Source organism: Embleya sp. NPDC005971 (assembly GCF_040629175.1).
Lineage (GTDB): Bacteria > Actinomycetota > Actinomycetes > Streptomycetales > Streptomycetaceae > Embleya.
The window spans coordinates 340,211-356,633 of sequence record NZ_JBEXUX010000001.1 but is presented as its reverse complement, the minus strand read 5'-3'; the positions used below and the strand labels follow the sequence as shown (position 1 = coordinate 356,633).

Genomic DNA, 16,423 nt, shown 5'->3' with positions numbered 1-16,423 from the left:
TTGCGCGACTCGGTCACCCGAATCGACTCGCCGGCGGCCGATTCGGTTCCGGTTGTGCGGTTCGGGTGTTCCGGCTCGGGACATCGGGCTTCGGCCGGGGGGTCGATCACCCCATCGGGTGAACTGCCTCGCGCATGTTCCACCACGGCTTCGTGCACCGCAAGAGACCTATCGATGGTGATGCCGCATCGCATCCGCCCCGAGGATTCGGCAGGTTCTGCCGAACTCGACCACGACAGGCCGCCGTCGCGCCGGATTCGCCACCCGACCGCCGGGCCGGCCCCGGTAGCTCGAAAGGGTCATTGTTGCGAGCGTTCGGGTTGTAGCGCTCCAGAAATCGCTAGATTCTCGCGCGATCACCCACCCACACCGAACCACCGCACCAGCGGGAGGCGTTCATCTCCATGGCAGCCAGGGTCGAGCGGCGCCCCAATCACCGGCTGGCGGCGCTTGTCGAGGAAGCCGGTTTCTCGCATGCCGGTCTGGCCCGACGCGTTGACCAACTCGGTGCGGAACAGGGCATCGATCTGCGATACGACAAGACCTCCGTGGCGCGCTGGCTGCGTGGCCAACATCCGCGCGGGATCGTGCCGATACTGCTTGCCGAGGTCTTCACCCAGCGACTCGGCCGCAAGCTCAGCGCCGAGGACCTGGGCATGGCCGGATGCCGGCCGGACTACGCCGGGCTCGAATACGCGTCGGGGCCGCCCGAGGCGGTCGAGATCGTCACGGGCATGTGGCAGGCCGACTCGGCGCAACGATCCGCGCTGGTGGAGGCCGCGTTCACGCCCGGGGCGCTGGTGGTGCCCAGTCGGGACTGGCTGATCGGCGCAGGCGACGAGCGGCCGGCCCGGCAGGACGGCGATCGGGTCGGGCCGGGCAACGTGGCCGCGGTGCGTGCGGTCGGCGAGGCGTTCCGGCGGTTGGACAACTCGTTCGGCGGCGGGCACGGCAGGCAGGCGTTGGTGCGCTACCTGGACACGGAGGTGACCGCGATACTGCGCGGGACCTACGACTCGCGCACCGGCAGCGCGCTGTTCGGCGCGGCGGCCACGCTCACCCGGTTGGTCGGCTGGATGGCGTACGACGTGGGCGTGCACGGGATGGCGCAGCGCTACTTCGTGCAGGCGTTGCGGCTGGCCCAGGCGTCGGGGGATCGGGCGCTCGGCGGCTTCGTGTTGTCCACGATGAGCCGACAGGCGGTCTACCTCGGCCACGGGCGCGAGGCGGTACAACTGGCGCGGGTCGCCCAGCAGGGCGCCTCGGGGGTGGCCACGCCCCGGGTCCGGGCGCTGTTCCACGCGGTCGAGGCGCGCGGGCACGGGCTGCTCGGGGACGCGCGGGCGTGCGGCGCGGCGCTGCTGCGCGCGGAGCAGGCGTTGGAGTGCGTGGCGCCCGGCGACGAGGAGCCGGAGTGGGTCGCGTTCATGAACGAGGCGCAGCTCACCGACGACCACGCGCACTGCTACCGGGACCTGGAGGACTACGACAAGGCTCGCGAGTACGCCGAGCGGTCGCTGCTGTTGCGCGGCAGCGAGTACACCCGCAGTCGGCTGTTCTGCCAGACGATCCTGGCCACCGCGTTGTTGGAGTTGGGCGAGGTCGAACAGGCGTGTCGGATCGAGGCGGAGGCGACGGAGCAGGCGGAGGGCCTGCGGTCGTCGCGGGCGGTGGACTACGTGCGCGAGTTCACGCATCGGCTGGCGCCGTATCGGGACGTGCCGGCGGTACGGGAGTTCGAGGCGCGGTCGGGGTGTTTCGTGCGGACCGCGTGAGCGTGGGGACGCGGGTGTGCCCGGGCCGGCTCGGGTCCGTGCTTGCCGCCTTCGGGCGTTCGGGCCCAAATCAGCCGGCCGGGACGCCCAGGTCCAGGAGGGCCGACCGGGCGGCTCGGCGGCCCGAGGCCAGGGCGCCCTGGATGGAGCTGGAGTCGCGATGGTCGCCGCAGACGTACAGGCCGCCGATCAGGCGGACCGGGCGGCGGAAGTTGTGGCCGGGCTCGACCACCGGGAGGGCACGCGCGATGTGACAGGTGGTCAGGTGTGCCCACTCGGTGGTGGGCGTGTCGTAAACGACGGCCAGGCGTTCGCGGACCCGGAGTTCGAGCTTGGTCGGCTCCGCGCCGTCGTGGCCCAGCACGGTGGTGGCGATCAGCGCCCGCCGGTCCGGCGCGTAGGTGGGCGCGACCTGGGTGACCACCGCGGTGTGCGCGAACGGGCTGCGCGGGTCGGCCTCCACGAGCAGTGACGCGTCGGGTCGGGGGGCTTCGCGGGTCACGTGGTACAGCGTGGTCACCGGGTGGAACGCGGGCATCCGCAGGCCCGGCAGCAGGGTCACCGCGGTGGTCGGGTCGGTGGCCACGATCACCGCGCCGGCGCGGATCTCGCCCGCCACGTCGGTGAGCACCCGGTCGGCCGAGACGGACAACACCCGCACGCCGTGACGCACCGCGCCGGCGGGCAACCCGGCGGCGAGTTGCGCCGGCACCGCCGCCATGCCGCGCGCGGGCAGCGCCACCCGGCCGCGCAGGAACGACCGCAGCATCAACTCGGCGAATCGGCTGGACGAACACAACGCCGGATCGTGCAACAGCATGGCCAGCAGTGGGCGCAGCGTACGTCGGGTCAGTTCGGGCGGCAGCGCGCGCATCGTGGGCGCGTCGGCGATGCACCCCTCGGGCGCGCTCATCACCCGGGCCACCGGCGTGGACGCGGCCCGGGCGAGCAGCGCGGCCACCCGGGCCCGGTCGGTGCCGTTGCCGTTGCGCAGCCCGCCGAGCGCGTCCCGCACCCGGCGGACATCGCCCACCCGCTGGGTGCGGCCGTCCTCGTGGAGCAGCACACCGGCCTGGAACGAACGCAACCCGAGGGCGACGACGTCCAGTTGCCGGTTCACCTGAGGCCACGAGGTGGTCAGCGACTGGAAGCCGCGGTCGATCCGGAATCCGTCCACCAGATCGGTGCGCACCCGCCCGCCGGGCCGTTCCGCGGCCTCCAGCACGGTCACCGGAACCCCCGCCGCCGCCACCGTCCGCGCCGCGCTCAACCCGGCCAGCCCCGCCCCCACCACGATCACCTCGGTTCGACGCACGTCCACCACGGTCGTCCTCCCGTCCCCCTGCCCACGGCCGCAGGCGCCGCGGAGTCGGTTTCGTCGCCTACAGGTCATACCCACGGAATTCACCGAACGCGCCTTGCCCCACACGGGAGTTGGCCCGGAGTCGAACAAGGGGTGGGGGCTCTCGGCGAGTGCGGGTGGGCCGCCCGGCGGCGGTCGCAGCGCACGGCGACCCGGCGGGCCGCGGCACCGGATCACGAGCGCCGTACGCGAGACGCGGAGCGCCCCCGTCGGGGAGATCCCACCCGAGCCGGTCGCGGGTCCGTCGCCGAACCGCCCCACCGCACCCGCGCCCGCGAGCTCGCCTCGGGCCCCTCGCCCCGGCGCGCGAGACTGGAGGGGTGGTGAGCTTCGGTGGGATTCGGCGTGGGAGTGGCCCGGGCGGGCGCTGGGAGGCCGCCGTCGGGCACCCGCGGCGCGGGCTCGACGGGCTGGTGGTCGGCTATGGCGGGTTCTGCGAGTCGCTGGGCGGGCCGATCGTGCGGCACGAGTTGCCGGCGCCGGTGCTGGTGTTGTTGATCGGCCTCGGCGGGCCGCTCTCGTTGTTGCGGGGCGGGCGCGGCGGCCCCGCGGCCGAGGCGGCGTTGGTGGGGGTCGGGCGGGGAGGGGTCGAGGCGGCGCACGCCGGCAGTCAGCGCGTCCTGGAGGTGCGACTCTCGCCGTTGGCGGCGGGAGTGCTCTTCGACGTACCGGCGAGCGAGTTGGCCGAACAGGTGGTGGACGTGTCCGAGCTTTGGCCGGGTACGGGCGAGCTGGTCGAGCGGCTGCGCGGGGACTCGGGGTGGGCGGAGCGGTTCGAGCGCGTCGAGGCGGCCCTGGGCGCGCGGGCCGAGCGGGGACACGGCGCCGATCCGGTGTTGGCCGGGTCGTGGCGCCGGGTGACCGATCGCCGGGGCGATCTCGGGATCGGCCTGTTGCACGAGCAGACCGGCTGGAGTCGCAAACGCCTGGCCCAACGGTTCCGGGCCGAGATCGGGTTGCCACCGAAGGCGATGGCCAATCTGGTGCGGTTCGAGCACGCCGTCGACCTGCTCCGTCGGCCCGAGGTGCGATCGCTCGCCGAGGTGGCGATCCGCTGCGGGTACTACGACCAGGCCCACCTCAATCGCGAGTTCAAGGAGTACGCCGGCTGCACGCCGACCGCGTTCCTCGGCGGCCTGGCCGGCGACGCCTCGGGCGCGGCCATGGCCGCCGGCGTCTGACGGCGGTTCGACGGGGCGCCGAGGGCCGGCCCGGCGGCCCAAATATCCAAGACCACGACAAGTCGCCCGCCTACCGTCGAGGAATCATTCACCGACACGCGGGAGTCGTCATGCACGGCGAGCCGACCTTCTTCGAGATCGGCGTCCCGGATCCGCTCCGGGCGCAAACCTTCTTCGGCCGACTGTTCGACTGGAAGTTCCCACCGACCGGCGAGCCGGGCCAGGTCTCGATCACCACGCCGACCGTGCGGGGCGGGCTGCACGGCGGGGACCCGTCGTCGTCCGTCACGATGTTCTTCGCGGTGGAGGACATCGAGGCGAGCGTTCGGCTCGTCCGCGAGTTGGGCGGGACCGCGGAGGATGCCCGCCCGGAGGAACCGGGCTTCGGACGGTTCGCACTGTGTACCGACGACCAGGGCGTGCCGTTCGGCCTGCACCGGATCGGCGGCTGACCGACCGCGTCCACTCGCCCACCCCGGAAAGGGCCCTGCCCCCGCGTCGGACTGCGGGAGCAGGGCCTTTCGCCGTCGCAGCCCGACGAATACATACCCCACCGAGGTATTTCCGCCGACCTCTGGCGCATCGATACCCCCCTAGGGTATGTTCCTGATCGCTCGATACCCCCCATGCGTATCTACGGAGTGATCAGGATGTCTCAGTCGCAGGTCCAACCCAATCCACGCCGTTGGACCGCGTTGGCGCTCATTGCGCTGGCGCAGTTCATGGTCATCATGGACACGTCGATCATCGGTGTGGCGCTGCCGGAGATGCGGACCGATCTCGGGTTCTCGCAGGAGAACCTGTCCTGGGTGTTCAACGCCTACGTGGTCGCCTTCGGTGGGCTGTTGTTGCTCGGCGGGCGGCTGTCCGACCTGTTCGGCGCCAAGCGCATGTTCAGCACCGGCTGGGCCGTCCTGGGAGTCGGTTCGCTGGCCGCCGGTCTGGCCGACCAGGTCTGGGTCGAGCTCGCCGGGCGCGCCGTCCAGGGCGTCGGCGCCGCGCTCATCGCGCCCTCCGCGCTGACCCTGTTGATGATGCTCTTCGGCGGCAATCCCAAGGAGCTGACCAAGGCCTTCGCGCTGTACGGCGCCGCGGCCCCCGCCGGCGGCACGGCCGGCGTCTTCCTGGGCGGCCTGATCACCGAATACGCCAGTTGGCCGTGGGTCTTCTACATCAACATCCCGGTCGCGATCCTCGCCCTCGTCGCCACCCCGGCGCTGATGCCCGACGCCCCGGCCCGTCGCGGCGGCGTCGACATCCTGGGCGCGATCACCGTCACCGCCGGCCTCGGCGCCGCCGTCTACGCCGTCGTCCGGGCCCCCGAGACCGGCTGGGCCTCGGCCGAGACGCTCCTCGTCCTCGCCGCCGGTGTCGCCCTCATCGCGCTGTTCCTGCTGCTCCAGGGCAAGCGGGCCGAGCCGCTGATGCCGCTGCGCATCCTGCGCACGCCGGGCCTGGCCGGTGCCAACCTCGCCCAGTTGTTGATGGCGGGCGCCTGGATCCCGATGTGGTTCTTCCTCAACCTCTACCTCCAGGAGGTCCTCGGCCTGGGCGCCTTCGCCTCCGGCTCCGCGCTGCTGCCGATGACCGTCGCCATCATGGTGATGATGATCGTGCTCGCGCCGCGTCTGATCGCCCGCTTCGGCCCCTCCCCGCTCGTGGTCACCGGCCTCGCCGCGCTCGCCGGCGGCATGTTGTGGCTGTCCTTCGTCCGCTCCGACGGCAACTACTGGGTCGACGTCCTGCCCGCCTCCCTGCTCGCCGCCGCCGGCATGGCCCTCGCGTTCATCCCCTCCCTCGGCACCGCCATCTCCAGCGCCCGTCCCGAGGAGGGCGGCCTCGCCTCCGGCATCGTCAACACCAGCTACCAGATCGGCTCCGCCCTGGGCCTGGCCGCGATGACCGCCGTCGCCGCCGCGCACGGCTCCCGGGAGATCGGCAACCCCGCCGCGCTCACCGACGGCTTCTCCGCCGCGTTCCTCGGTGCCGCCGGGATCGCCGCCGCCGGCGCCCTGATCGCCGCCGTCACCCTGCGAGGGCGCACACCCGCGCCGACCACGACCTCCACCGACCGTCCGGCCGAGTCCCTCCCGACCCCCTGACCCCCGACCCACCGGCGAAACCGCCGGCCGGACCCCGTCCACGACACGCGGCGCCGCCCTCTCGACGAATCCGAGGGGGCGGCACCGACGCGTCCCCGTCCCGCACCGCGACGCACCCCACCGCACGCCCGCCGACCCGCCCGAACGCCTGCCCGAGCCCATCGCGATACGTCCCGATACCTCCCCCCGGGGTGGGAGAAGATCGCCCTCGGATGGCCCTACGGGGTGATCGGCGAAAGCATGGGCTCTGGCAGACTTGACCCATGGGGGGCAATCCGAGCCGAGAGACCATGCCGCCGTCGGGGCGACGGGTGACCGACGAAGCCGGACGGACAACCATGCAGCCAGTCCCCACGAAGACCCGATTGCGTGCCTATCTGAGCACGCCGCGCCGGCCCAGATTCGTGGTCGAACTCGCGTTGATCGCGTTGAGCTACTGGGTCTACTCGCTGATTCGCAACGCGGTGCCCGAGCGCGAACACCTGGCCGTGCACCGCGCCCGACAGTTGCTCGATGTCGAGCAGGCGCTGCACATCGACATCGAACACAGCGTCAACCACGCGGTCAACGGCGTCACCTGGTTGATCGTGTCGATGAACTACTACTACGCGACGTTGCACTTCGTGGTGACCATCGGTGTCCTGGTGTGGCTCTTCCACCGACATCCCGGCCGCTACCGAGCCGTGCGTACGGTGTTGTTCCTGACCACCGGCCTGGCGCTGTTCGGATACTTCTTCTTCGCGTTGGCCCCGCCCCGATTGTTGCCGGGCGCGGGCTACATCGACACCGTCCTGGTCCACCACACGTGGGGCTCGATGGCGTCCGGGGACATGAAGAACGTCTCCAACCAGTACGCCGCGATGCCGTCGATGCACATCGGTTGGTCGACCTGGTGCGCGATGGCGATCGTGATGTTCGCCCGCCCGATGTGGGTCAAGGTGCTCGGGGTGTTGTACCCGATCGCGACCCTGTTCGTGATCGTGGCGACCGGCAACCACTTCGTGCTCGACGCGGTCGGCGGCTGGATCACCCTGGCCGCGGCCTTCGGCCTGCAGTGCCTGCTGAACGGGCGATCCGCGTACCGCTTCCCGCAGTACCCACCGGACGACCCGCGCGCGGACGCCGGGCCCGGGGATCGACCCGCCGAGCCCGACCGTGTGCCCACCGGTGCGGGCGCGGGCCGGGACGAGGACGACGACCGGCGACGCGAGCGACCTCAGCGCGAGCCCGTCGAAGTCTCGTCCTCCCCGTAGAACACCCGCTCCACCACGACCCGGGCGAGCCGGGTCACCCGCCGATACTCCTCGATCAGGCTGCCGGTCTCGTCCGACGGGTGACCCAACAGCCGGGCCACCCCGCCCAGCTCGCGCACATCGGTCGGGAAGCTGTCCGAGGACCGGCCGCGCACGATCATCACCGCGTTGCGCACCCGGGTGGCCTCGACCCACGCGTCGTCCAGGATCTGCGCGTCGTGCCGGTCGAGCAGACCCGCGTCCCGGGCCGCCACGAGCCCCTGCCGAGTGCCGGTCACCCGCAGCTCGGGCACCGCGTGCGCGTGCCGCAACTGCAAGAGCTGCACCACCCACTCCACGTCGGCCAAGCCGCCGCGCCCGAGCTTGGTGTGCGTGGTCGGGTCGGCGCCGCGCGGCAGCCGCTCGGACTCGATCCGGGCCTTCATCCGGCGGATCTCCCGCACCTGGGTGTCGTCGATCCCGCCCCACGGGTGACGCAGCGGGTCGACCATCGCCAGGAACCGTCGGCCCAGCTCGGCGTCGCCGGAGGTGAAGTCGGCACGCAGCAGCGCCTGGCTCTCCCACAACTTGGACCAGCGCTCGTAGTAGGCCCGGTAGGACGCCAGCGTGCGCACCAGCGGGCCCTGCCGCCCCTCGGGCCGCAGGTCGGCGTCGATCAACAGCGGCGGATCCGTGGACGGGATCTGCAACAGTCGGCGCACCTCGTTGCACACGCTGTGCGCCGCCTTGGTCGCCGCCTCCTCGGGCGCGCCCTCGATCGGCTCGTGCACGAACATCACGTCCGCGTCGCTGCCGTAGCCCTGCTCGTAGCCGCCGAACCGGCCCATCGCGATGATCGCGATCCGGGTCGGGATCGGTCCCGTGCCGCGCTCGCACATGTCGATCGCGGCCCGGAGCGCGCCGGTCAGCGTCGCCGCGTTGACATCGGTGAGCGCCTTGCCGATGGCGTCCACGTCCAGCCGGCCCAGCACGTCGGCCGCGACGATCCGGAACAGCTCGCGTCGACGCACGCTGCGCGCCGCCTGCACCGCGCTCTCCGGCCCCGGCGCCCGCCCCACCGCGGCCAGGATCTCGGTCTCCAGCACGGCCCGCGAGCGCGGCCGAAGCCCGTCCGGATCGCCCAGGATCGCGACCGCCTCGGGTGCGCGCAGCAGCAGGTCCGGCGCCAGTCGCCCGGAGGCGAGCACCCGCGCCATGTACTCCGCCGCCGCCCCCGACGACCCCGCCCCCGAGTCGCGCAGCAGACGCAGATACCAGTGCGTGTTGCCGAGCGCGTCGGAGACCTGGCGAAACGCCAACAGCCCGGCGTCCGGATCCGCCGAGTCGGCGAACCAGCTCAGCATCACCGGCAGCAGCGTGCGCTGGATCGAGGCGCGCCGGCTGACCCCGGACGCGAGCGCCTCCAGGTGGCGCAGCGCGGCGGCCGGGTCGGCGTATCCCAGCGCCTCGAAGCGGGCCCGCGCGGCCTCCGGGGTCAGCCGCTGCTCGCCCGCCTTGAGTCGGGCGACCGCGTCCAGGAGCGGCCGGTAGAACAACTTCTCGTGCAGCCGGCGCACCTCCACCGTGCGCTGCTTCCACGCCTTCTCCAGCTCGCCCACCGGGTTCGCCCGCATGCCCATCGAGCGGCCGATCCGGCGCAGCTCGCCCGGGTCGGTGGGCATCAGGTGGGTGCGGCGCAGCCGGAAGAGCTGGATGCGGTGCTCCAGCGTGCGCAGGAAGCGGTACGCGGCGTCCAGCGCGGCGCCGTCGTCGCGCCCCACGTAGCCGGCCGCGGACAGCGCGGCAAGCGCGTCCAGGGTGGAGCCGCTGCGCAGCGCCGGGTCGGACTTGCCGTGCACCAACTGCAGGAGCTGGACCGCGAACTCGATGTCGCGCAGGCCGCCGGGCCCGAGCTTGACCTCGCGCTCCACCTCGCGTGCGGGGATGCTGTCCACGACACGGCGGCGCATCGCCTGCACGTCGGCGACGAAGTTCTCCCGGCGGGCGGCGGTCCACACCAGCGGGGACACGCTGTCCAGGTACTTGCGGCCCAGCGCCGGGTCGCCGGCCACCGGGCGGGCCTTGAGCAGGGCCTGGAACTCCCAGGTCTTGGCCCAGCGTTCGTAGTAGGCGAGGTGGCTGGCCAGGGTGCGGGTGAGCGGGCCGTTGCGGCCCTCCGGGCGCAGGTTGGCGTCCACCTCCCAGATCGAGCCCTCGACGGTGGTCGCCGAGCAGGTCCGCATCAGCGCGCCGGCCAGCCGATTGGCCGCGGCGACCGCGACGCCCTCGGGCACGCCGGGGGGTGCCTCGGCGACGAAGACCACGTCCACGTCGCTGATGTAGTTGAGTTCGCGTCCGCCGCACTTGCCCATGCCGATCACCGCGAGGCGGCACTGCTCGGCCTCGACCGGGTGTTCGCGCCGGACCAGGTCGAGCGCGGCGTCCAGGGTGGCGCCGGCCAGGTCGGCGAGTTCGGTGGCCACCGTCGGCTCGTCGGCGCTGCCGCACACGTCGCGGGCGGCGATCGAGAGCAGGCAGCGCCGGTAGCCGACCCGCAGCGCGTCCAACGCCGGGTCGCCGCGCAGGCCGGCGGTGGCGGTGGTGAGCACGGCGTGGAAGTAGGCCGGCGTGGGTCGGGCGTCCTGGACGTCGTAGGTGACCAGCGTGCGCCAGTCGTCGGGGTGGCGCGCGAGGTGGTCGCCCAGTGCCGCGCTCACCCCCAGCACGCCCAGTATCCGGTCCCGGAAGGGCTTCGCCGAGGCGAGCGTGGACAACAGGACGGAGCGGTCGGCGGCGGCCTCGGCCAGTCGGACCAGACCGAGCAGTGCGAGGTCGGGGTCGGCGGTGGCGGCGAGCGCGTCCAGGAAGAGCGAGTCCTCCCCGGCGCCGAGCAGTGCCGGGTCGCGCAGGTTGCGTGCGGCGGCGGCGATGTCGGTGAAGCCGAGCCGGACCAGGCGCCCGTCGGTGGCCGCCGGTTCGCGGGGCTGATCCACAGGGGTCACCGGCCGAGCGTATCCGGTCAAACGGCTGATCGATCAAGAACGGAACTGGGAATGTGGACGCGCCGCACGGGACTCGCCGAGCCCCCCGACCGCGGCGAATTTCGAATGCGGCGCGCCCTCGCCCGGCGGCGGACGACAGTTCCGCTCTGCGAGCCGTCCGTCCCACGGCCCGAAGAGGCCTCCGTAGCAACGAACTGCCATACGCCACCGTACGGGACGTCACCCTACGTTAGCGTAGGTGTCATGCGCAACGGTGTTCCCTCGGAGAGGGTTCAATCAGACGACGAACCGGAACGGCCCGCTCGCCCCGGCCGCCGCACCCTCAGCCGAGAGGACTGGGCTCGGGCGGCCCTGGAAGCGATGCGAGGGGGCGGTCTGGGTGCGGTCGCGGTGGAACCCCTCGCGGAGAGCCTCGGCACCACCAAGGGCAGCTTCTACTGGCATTTCAAGGATCGCGACTCGCTCATCCAGGCCGCGCTGGAGCGCTGGGTGGCCGAGTCCGAGGAGCTGATGGCGGCGGCCGAACGCATCGAGGACCCGGTCGAACGCGGGCGCCGACTCACCGAGTACGCGTTCACCGCGCCCAGCGGCGCGGACATCACCACGACGCTGCTGATCCACGCCGAGCACCCGGTGGTGGGCCCGATCCTGGAACAGGTCACCCGGCGCCGGCTGGAGTTCGGCGCCCGCCTCACCGAGGAACTCGGCCTGCCCGCGGACGCCGCCTACCGGCACGCGCTGACCGCGCTGACGATGACCGTCGGCATCGCGCTGATCCGCCGGGGTGCGCCGCAACTGCTGCCCCAGGGCGAGGACAAGGACGCCTACGTCCGCTACATCCTGGAACTGCTGGGCCCGCCGATGAGGTGAGCACCCGCGCGCCGCCCGAGCACGAACGGCCCGACCCCGCACCGGGGTCGGGCCGTTCGCGTGGCGCTCGCGCGCCGGCGCCGGATGCGCTCAGAGCACCGGCAGGTAGCGCTTGAGCTCGAAGGGAGTCACCTGCTGGCGGTACTCCTCCCACTCGTGCCGCTTGTTGCGCAGGAAGAACTCGAAGACGTGCTCGCCGAGGATCTCCGGCAGCAGTTCGCTGCGTTCCATCAGCGCGATCGCCTCGGCCAGGTTCTGCGGCAGCGGCGCGATGCCCAGCGCGCGCCGCTCGGCGTCGGTCAGCGCCCACACGTCGTCCTCGGCGCCGGGGGGCAGTTCGTAGCCCTCCTCGACGCCCTTGAGCCCGGCGCCGAGCAGCACGGCGTAGGCCAGGTAGGGGTTGCACGCCGAGTCGATCTGGCGCACCTCGATCCGGGTGGACTGCCCCTTGGTGGGCTTGTACATCGGCACCCGCACCAGGGCGGAGCGGTTGTTGTGGCCCCAGCAGATGTAGGAGGGGGCCTCGCCGCCCATGCCCGCGGTGCGCGCCGACGCGCCCCACAGCCGCTTGTAGGAGTTGACCCACTGGTTCGTGATCGCGGCCATCTCGCCCGCGTGCATGAGCAGGCCCGCGATGAACGAGCGGCCGATCTTGGAGAGCTGGTACTCCGCACCGGCCTCGTAGAACGCGTTACGGTCGCCCTCGAACAGCGACAGGTGGGTGTGCATGCCGGAGCCGGGGTGCTCGGAGAACGGCTTGGGCATGAAGGACGCGTGCACGCCCTGCTCCAGCGCGACCTCCTTGACCACCAGGCGGAAGGTCATGATGTTGTCCGCCGTGCTCAGCGCGTCCGCGTAGCGCAGGTCGATCTCCTGCTGGCCCGGCGCGCCCTCGTGGTGGCTGAACTCGACCGAGATGCCCATGTTCTCGAGCATCGTGATCGCCTGCCGGCGGAAGTCCTGGCCGACCGGCTGCGGGGTGTGGTCGAAGTAGCCGCTGTGGTCCACCGGGGTCGGCGGGCGCCCGTCGACCGGCTTCTCCTTGAACAGGAAGAACTCGATCTCGGGGTGCGTGTAGAAGGTGAAACCCTTCTCCGACGCCCGCTCCAGGGTGCGCTTGAGCACGTAGCGCGGGTCCGCGAAGGACGGCGAGCCGTCGGGCATCAGGATGTCGCAGAACATCCGTGCGGTGCCGGGTGCCTCGGCCCGCCACGGCAGGATCTGGAACGTGGCCGGATCCGGCTTCGCGAGCATGTCGGACTCGTGTACGCGCGCGAATCCCTCGATCGCCGAGCCGTCGAAGCCGATGCCTTCCGCGAAGGCCTGCTCCAGCTCGGCCGGAGCCACCGCGACCGACTTCAGGAAGCCGAGCACATCGGTGAACCACAGCCGCACGAACCGGATGTCGCGCTCCTCGAGGGTGCGGAGCACGAACTCCTGCTGCTTATCCATAATTCCCTATCCTTGCAGGTCGGACGGCCTGTGAGCGATCGGCAGGGGCACTGCGGGCACACGAGTATCCCGCTCCAGGGTTTCGGGCACATTACGTACCCTTTGCGTTGCCCCCGGACTCGCGCACGGGTGGCGTGGTGCTCGCGTGGCTCCCGTGGTCCTGTACCCCGAGAACCGCTCCATGGGCGACCTGCGGGATACCTTCTTCGCGCGGCATCGCAGCCTTCGGGAATTCCGTCGGGCGAGCCGTCGAGGCCCGGTGCTCAACGGTGTCCAGGGTATCGCCCGAGTGCGTTGCCGCCGAGCCCCGGGCCTGCTCGAACAAACGTCTTTCGCCCGCCGTTCGCCTGCGGTTTTCCGACCGGCCGAGCAGCCGCCACGGCACCCTGGGTGGGGGTCCGCGCGGCGCGGCGTCGACACTTACGGCTTATTCGTCACTTTGACGTCAAGGTCGGGTACATTGCATCGGGTGACCCGGATTCGCATCGCCCTCGCCCAGATCAACCCCACGGTCGGCGACCTCGAAGGCAACGCCGAACTGATCCTCGGCCGCACCCGGTCGGCGGCCGACCGCGGCGCGTCGCTCGTCGCCTTCCCGGAGATGGCACTCACCGGATACCCGGTCGAGGACCTGGCCCTGCGCTCGTCCTTCGTCCAGGCGTCGCGACGCGCGCTGGAGGCGCTCGCGGCCCGCCTGGCCGCCGAGGGGCTGGGCGAGGTGACCGTCGTGGTGGGCCACCTCGACCGCTGCGACATGTCCACACCGCGGCTGGGCCGCCCGGCCGGGGCGCCGCAGAACGCGGTCGCGGTGCTGCACGGCGGCCGGATCGTGGCCCGCTCGGCCAAGCACCACCTGCCCAACTACGGCGTCTTCGACGAATACCGCTACTTCGTCCCCGGCGATGGGCTCCTGGTCGTCCAAATCGGCGGGGTCGACATCGCGATCGCCGTCTGCGAGGACCTGTGGCAGGAGGGCGGCCCGGTGGCCGCCGCGCGCGCCGCGCGGGTCGGCCTGCTGCTGTCGATCAACGCCTCGCCGTACGAGCTGAGCAAGGACGACTCGCGCCTGGAACTGGTACGCCGCCGCGCCCGCGAGGCCGACTGCGCCCTCGCCTACGTCAACGCCTTCGGCGGCCAGGACGAGCTGGTCTTCGACGGCGACTCGCTGATCGTGGACGCCGAGGGACGGGTGCTCTCGCGCGCCGCGCGGTTCCGCGAGGAGTTGCTGATCGCCGACCTGGAGCTGCCCGAGCACACCGTGGACGACAGCGTGTACGGCACGGGCGACGTGGTGGCCGACGGCCTGACCATCCGGCAGGTGATCGTCACCGAGCACGCCGCGCCGGTGCCCGCGCCCGCCGTCGAGCCCTCGATCGCCCCCGCCCTGTCGGACGACGCGGAGATCTACGGCGCGCTGGTCCTGGGGCTGCGCGACTACGTGGTCAAGAACGGCTTCGAATCGGTGTTGTTGGGCCTGTCCGGCGGGATCGACTCGGCCCTGGTCGCGGCGATCGCGGCCGACGCGGTGGGCGGCCCCAACGTCCACGGCATCTCGATGCCGAGCAGCTACTCCTCCGCGCACTCCGAGACGGACGCGGCCGACAGCGCCGAACGCATCGGGCTCGACCATCGCCGAATCCCGATCGCACCGATGGTGGACGCCTACCTGAACGCGCTCGCGCTGACCGGTCCGGCCGAGGAGAACCTCCAGGCGCGGGTGCGCGGCACCACCTTGATGGGCCTGTCCAACCAGGAGGGCCATCTGGTCCTGGCCACCGGCAACAAGAGCGAACTGGCCTGCGGATACTCCACCCTCTACGGCGACGCGGTGGGCGGTTTCGCGCCGATCAAGGACGTGCCCAAGACCGTGGTGTGGCGGTTGGCGCGGTGGCGCAACGCGGAGGCCGAGCGGCGCGGCGAGCCCGCCCCGATCCCGGAGAACTCGATCACCAAGCCGCCGAGCGCCGAGTTGAGCCCGGGCCAGGTCGACAGCGACTCGCTGCCGCCGTACGAACTGCTCGACGACATCCTGGACGACTACGTCGAGCGGGACATCGGTCGCGACGAGATCGTGGCCGCGGGTTTCGAGCCGGCGATGGTGGACCGCGTCCTCAAGCTGGTGGACACCGCCGAGTACAAGCGTCGGCAGTATCCGCCGGGCACCAAGATCTCGCTCAAGGCGTTCGGCCGGGACCGGCGGCTGCCGATCACCAACCGGTGGCGCGAGAGCGGCTGAGCACGGCGCCGACCCCGGACCGAGCGGGCGGCGGACAAACCGGCAGGGCCCGGCCGACGGCGGTCGGGCCCTGCTCGTGTCGGCTCAGCGCAGGCGCAGGTCCGCCTGGACCGGCATGTGGTCGCTCGACGTGCTGCCCAGCACCTTGGCGTCCGCGGCGGCCATCCCGCGGTACATGATGTGGTCGATCGCGGCCATCGGGAACGACTCGGGCCAGGTGAAGCCCATCCCGGTGCCGGCCGAGTCCTGCGCGTCCGTCAGGAAGCGGGTGACCGGTCGCAGCGCGCGGTCGTCGGTGGTCCCGTTCAGGTCGCCGGCCAACACCACGTGCGGCGCGGTCTCCACCGCGAGCGCCTGGGCGAGTCGATCGATCGTGCGGTTGCGATCGCCGACGGTGAAGCCGCTCGGGCCGAAGCGCACCGACGCCAGGTGCACGGCGTAGAACGGGACGTCGCCCTTGGGCGTCGTGATCACCGTGCGCAGCGCGCGGGTGAAACCCATCCCGACGTCGACCGCCTCGGCCTTGCTCATCGGGAAGCGGGCCGTGGTCCACACCGCGACCGTGCCCTCGTGCTGCACGTTCGGGTATCGGTCCTTGAGCACCGCGTTGTACAACTTCCAGGCGCCCTCGGGCAGTTCCTCCAGCGCGATGACGTCCGCGTTCGCGCCCAGCAGCGAGCGGGCGGTGCCGGCCGGGTCCGGGTTGCCCGCGTTGACGTTGTGGCTGACCACCCGCAGGTCGTGCGGGCCGCCGCCGCGACCGGGCAGGAAGAAGCCGCCGAACATGGTCACCCAGACCAGGATCGGCAACATGGTCGCGGCGACCGCGGTCCACGAGCGACGAATCGCCGCGCAGGCCAGCAGCACCGGGATCACCAGGCCGCCCCAGGGCAGGAAGGTCTCCACGAAGCTGCCCCAGTTGCCCGGCGTGTTGGGCACCAGCCGGTGGAACGCGAGCGGGAGGGTGGCCAGGACCGCGAACACCGCGATCACCCGGCCGCGGCGCCACGGCGGGGTGCGCCAGATCCGCACCGCGTCCTCGCGGATCCGCTCCCACGACCATCGCGACCCGCGCCGCGGACTCCCGTCGCCGGCCGGTTGCGGCTCGGCTCCGGTGTCCGTCGTGGTGGGCCACGTCATGCTGCCTCCTGAAGTCCCAGGTACGAGTCCCGACTGTGTCCGCGTCAACGTACGAACAAAACGTCGCCTA

At 72.0% G+C, this 16,423-nt stretch carries 11 protein-coding genes; 7 read left to right on the top strand and 4 right to left on the bottom strand.

Annotated elements, in window-relative coordinates:
- Positions 1-404: 404 nt before the first annotated feature.
- Complete coding sequence (locus ABZ374_RS01480) at positions 405-1,775, top strand: regulator (RefSeq protein ID WP_360304871.1); 1,371 nt, start codon at positions 405-407, stop codon at positions 1,773-1,775.
- Between the two features lie 70 nt (positions 1,776-1,845).
- On the opposite strand, the gene ABZ374_RS01475 is transcribed toward ABZ374_RS01480, so the two are convergent.
- Positions 1,846-3,090, bottom strand: a complete 1,245-nt coding sequence (locus ABZ374_RS01475; protein WP_360304870.1) for an NAD(P)/FAD-dependent oxidoreductase — start codon at positions 3,088-3,090, stop codon at positions 1,846-1,848.
- Between the two features lie 371 nt (positions 3,091-3,461).
- Here ABZ374_RS01475 and ABZ374_RS01470 point away from each other — a divergent pair, with 371 nt between their 5' ends.
- The 4 genes from ABZ374_RS01470 to ABZ374_RS01455 all read left to right on the top strand — a co-directional run bounded on the left by ABZ374_RS01470 (position 3,462) and on the right by ABZ374_RS01455 (position 7,674).
- A complete protein-coding gene (locus ABZ374_RS01470) occupies positions 3,462-4,319 on the top strand; it encodes a helix-turn-helix domain-containing protein (protein WP_360304868.1) in 858 nt (285 codons plus the stop codon).
- Positions 4,320-4,429: 110 nt separating this feature from the next.
- Positions 4,430-4,771: a VOC family protein gene (locus ABZ374_RS01465; protein WP_360304866.1), complete on the top strand. Its 342-nt coding sequence runs from the start codon at positions 4,430-4,432 to the stop codon at positions 4,769-4,771.
- Between the two features lie 198 nt (positions 4,772-4,969).
- The gene (locus ABZ374_RS01460; RefSeq protein WP_360304864.1) at positions 4,970-6,421 is read left to right on the top strand and encodes an MFS transporter; all 1,452 of its coding nucleotides are present in this window, start codon (positions 4,970-4,972) and stop codon (positions 6,419-6,421) included.
- A 338-nt stretch (positions 6,422-6,759) separates the two neighbouring features.
- Positions 6,760-7,674, top strand: a complete 915-nt coding sequence (locus tag ABZ374_RS01455; RefSeq protein ID WP_360304863.1) for a phosphatase PAP2 family protein — start codon at positions 6,760-6,762, stop codon at positions 7,672-7,674.
- Here the strand turns inward: ABZ374_RS01455 and ABZ374_RS01450 are convergent.
- Entirely contained in the window at positions 7,638-10,655 is a 3,018-nt protein-coding gene (locus ABZ374_RS01450; protein ID WP_360304861.1) for a bifunctional [glutamine synthetase] adenylyltransferase/[glutamine synthetase]-adenylyl-L-tyrosine phosphorylase, read from the bottom strand. The two genes, ABZ374_RS01455 and ABZ374_RS01450, sit on opposite strands and share 37 nt — an antisense overlap.
- A gap of 51 nt (positions 10,656-10,706) precedes the next feature.
- On the opposite strand from ABZ374_RS01450, the gene ABZ374_RS01445 reads away from it, so the two are divergent.
- Positions 10,707-11,525: a TetR/AcrR family transcriptional regulator gene (locus ABZ374_RS01445; RefSeq protein WP_360304859.1), complete on the top strand. Its 819-nt coding sequence runs from the start codon at positions 10,707-10,709 to the stop codon at positions 11,523-11,525.
- 90 nt (positions 11,526-11,615) lie between these two features.
- Here the strand turns inward: ABZ374_RS01445 and glnA are convergent, their stop codons facing one another.
- Positions 11,616-12,977: a type I glutamate--ammonia ligase gene (gene glnA / locus ABZ374_RS01440; RefSeq protein ID WP_360304857.1), complete on the bottom strand. Its 1,362-nt coding sequence runs from the start codon at positions 12,975-12,977 to the stop codon at positions 11,616-11,618.
- Positions 12,978-13,446: 469 nt separating this feature from the next.
- Between glnA and ABZ374_RS01435 the strand changes: the two genes are divergently transcribed.
- A complete protein-coding gene (locus tag ABZ374_RS01435; protein WP_360304855.1) occupies positions 13,447-15,213 on the top strand; it encodes an NAD+ synthase in 1,767 nt (588 codons plus the stop codon).
- An 84-nt stretch (positions 15,214-15,297) separates the two neighbouring features.
- On the opposite strand, the gene ABZ374_RS01430 is transcribed toward ABZ374_RS01435, so the two are convergent.
- Positions 15,298-16,353: an endonuclease/exonuclease/phosphatase family protein gene (locus ABZ374_RS01430; RefSeq protein ID WP_360304853.1), complete on the bottom strand. Its 1,056-nt coding sequence runs from the start codon at positions 16,351-16,353 to the stop codon at positions 15,298-15,300.
- Between the last annotated feature and the right edge of the window lie 70 nt (positions 16,354-16,423).